A 2,658-nucleotide genomic window follows, 5' to 3' on the forward strand; every position below is an offset into this window, starting at 1 on the left:
GCGCCCGCCGCTCCGGCGCCCGCCGCCGCTCCGGCCCAGGCCCCCGCGCCCGCCGCGCGCCCGCAGGCCGCCGAGGACCCGGACGTCGAGGCCGTCCCGCTCAACCGCTTCCGCAAGGTCGCGGCGCGCCGGCTCACCGAGAGCAAGCGGAACGCGCCGCACTTCTACCTCAACCGGGAGGTGGACGCCGAGGCGCTGCTGGCGTTCCGCGCCACCCTCAACGAGGCGCTCGCCCCGGCGAAGGTCAGCGTGAACGACCTGGTCGTGAAGGCGGTGGCCACGGCGCTGCGCGAGCACCCCGAGGTCAACGTCTCCTACACCGAGGAGAACCTGCTCTTCCACAAGCGCGTGCACGTCGGCGTCGCCGTCGCCGTGGCGGACGGCTTGGTCGTCCCGGTCGTGAAGGACGCCGACCGCAAGAGCGTCTCGCAGATCGGCCGGGAGACCCGCGAGCTGGCCGGGAAGGCGCGGGACGGGAAGCTGTCCGCGCAGGAGATGAGCGGCGGCACGTTCAGCGTCAGCAACCTCGGCATGTTCGGCGTCGACTCGTTCTCCGCGGTGATCAACCCGCCGGAGGCCGCGATCCTCGCGGTCGGCGCCGTCCGCGACGAGCCGGTGGTGCGCGACGGGCAGGTCGTCCCGGGCAAGCGGATGGCGGTGACGCTCTCGGTCGACCACCGCGCCTGCGACGGCGCGACGGCCGCGAAGTTCCTCGCCCGCCTCGCCGAGCTGCTGCAGAACCCGCTGCTGATCGTGGCGTGAGCACGGCCCGGCCGCGAGCGTGAGCGCGCGGCCCCGGTGATCGCGGAGGTCACCGGGGCCGCGCGCCACTTGTCGTCTTTCTGACGACATGTGATCATTGCCGCCATGGCCGTGAACGTTCCGCTGGGTCCCCTGCTCGATCCGGCGTTCCACCTCGGGTCGGTGCCCACCACGTGGGCGGAGCTGCTCGGCTTCGCCACCGGCGCGGTCAACGTCTGGCTGGTCGTCCGGCAGAACATCCTGAACTGGCCGGTCGGGATCGCCAACGTCGTCCTGCTGGGCCTGGTGTTCCTGGACGGCGGCCTCTACGCCGACGCCGGGCTCCAGGTCGTCTACGTCGTCCTCCAGCTGTACGGGTGGTGGGTCTGGCTCTACGCCGGCGACGGCCGCGACGAGCTGCCCGTCCGGCGCACCGCGCGCACCGAGTGGGCCGGGCTCGCCGTCGCCGGCGCGGCCGGGACGGCGCTGCTGACCTGGATGCTGTCGGCCTGGACGGACTCCACCGTCCCGTTCTGGGACGCGCTGACCACCGCGCTGTCGCTCGCCGCGACCTACGGGCAGTCCCGCAAGCTGCTGGAGTCGTGGTGGCTGTGGATCGCCGCCGACCTGATCTACATCCCGCTGTACTTCTACAAGGAGCTGAAACTGACCGGCGCCCTGTACGTGCTGTTCCTCGCCCTCTGCGTCGCGGGCCTGGTCGCCTGGCGCCGCGACCTCCGGCGGCGGACGGCCGCGGTGCCGGCATGACCCACGAGCACGGGCTCGTCATCGGCAAGTTCTATCCGCCGCACGCGGGCCACCACCACCTGATCGACACGGCCGCCGCGGCGTGCGCCCGGGTGACGGTGGTCGTCGCCGCGTCCACCGTGGAGAGCGTCCCGCTCGCGCTGCGCACCGCCTGGCTGCGGGAGGCGCACCCGCAGCCGCACGTGGAGATCGTCCCGGCGGTGGACGACGCGGAGATCGACTACGGCTCCGACGAGATCTGGTCGGCGCACGTCGCGGCGTTCCGGGCGGGGCTCGCGCTGCGGTCGGGGCTCGGCGTGGCCGTCCCGCCGGTCGACGCGGTGTTCAGCTCCGAGCCGTACGGCGCCGAGCTGGCCGCCCGGTTCTCCGCCGTCCACGTGCCGGTGGACCCGCCGCGCGAGCGGTTCCCGGTCAGCGGCACCGCCGTCCGCGCTGACCCGGTGGCGGCGTGGGAGTGGCTGTCGCCGCCCGTCCGCGCGTACCTGGCGCGCCGCGTCGTGGTGACCGGCGCCGAGTCGACCGGCACGACGACGCTGGCGCGCGCGCTCGCCGCGCACTACGCCGGACGCGGCGGCGTGTGGGCGGCGACGCGGTGGGTCCCGGAGTACGGGCGCACCTTCACCGAGGAGAAGCTGGCCGCCGCGCGCCGCGCCGCGGGCGACCCGTCGCTGTGGCTGGACGGCCTGGGCTGGGAGTCCGCCGAGTTCACCGCGATCGCCGAACGGCACGCCGCGCTGGAGGACGCCGCCGCGCGCACCGGTTCGCCGCTGCTGGTCTGCGACACCGACGCGTTCGCGACCGCGCTCTGGCACGAGCGGTACCTCGGCGCGCCCGCCCCGGACGTCGAGGCCGTCCACGAGCGGGTCCCGCACCACCTGTGGATCCTGACCTCGCCGGACGGCGTGCCGTTCGAGCAGGACGGCTGGCGGGACGGCGAGTCGATCCGGTCCTGGATGTCGGACCGGTTCCGGGAGGAGCTGGAGAGGCGGGGCCTGCCGCACATCGTGGTCACCGGCCCGCACGAGGAGCGGCTCGCCGCCGCCGTCGAGGCCGCCGACGCGCTGCTCGCGCGCGGCTGGTCGTTCAGCGCACCCCTGGCCCCGTAGCCCCGGACGGCTCGGCCGGCCCGGACGGCTCGGCCGGCTCGGC

3 protein-coding genes are annotated in these 2,658 nt (G+C 74.8%); all 3 read left to right on the top strand.

Going from position 1 to position 2,658, the window contains the following annotated elements; translation table 11 throughout:
* Positions 1-762, top strand: a 762-nt coding sequence (locus ABZ914_RS49895) for a dihydrolipoamide acetyltransferase family protein (RefSeq protein WP_500201603.1), incomplete at its 5' end; no start/stop codon positions are given.
* 105 nt (positions 763-867) lie between these two features.
* The gene (pnuC, locus tag ABZ914_RS49900) at positions 868-1,509 is read left to right on the top strand and encodes a nicotinamide riboside transporter PnuC (protein ID WP_500201604.1); all 642 of its coding nucleotides are present in this window, start codon (positions 868-870) and stop codon (positions 1,507-1,509) included.
* Entirely contained in the window at positions 1,506-2,615 is a 1,110-nt protein-coding gene (locus ABZ914_RS49905; RefSeq protein ID WP_500201605.1) for an AAA family ATPase, read from the top strand. Before pnuC ends, ABZ914_RS49905 begins: the two co-directional genes overlap by 4 nt.
* The last annotated feature ends 43 nt before the right edge of the window (positions 2,616-2,658 follow it).

Source organism: Spirillospora sp. NPDC046719, assembly GCF_040645715.1.
Classification (GTDB): Bacteria; Actinomycetota; Actinomycetes; order Streptosporangiales; family Streptosporangiaceae; genus Spirillospora.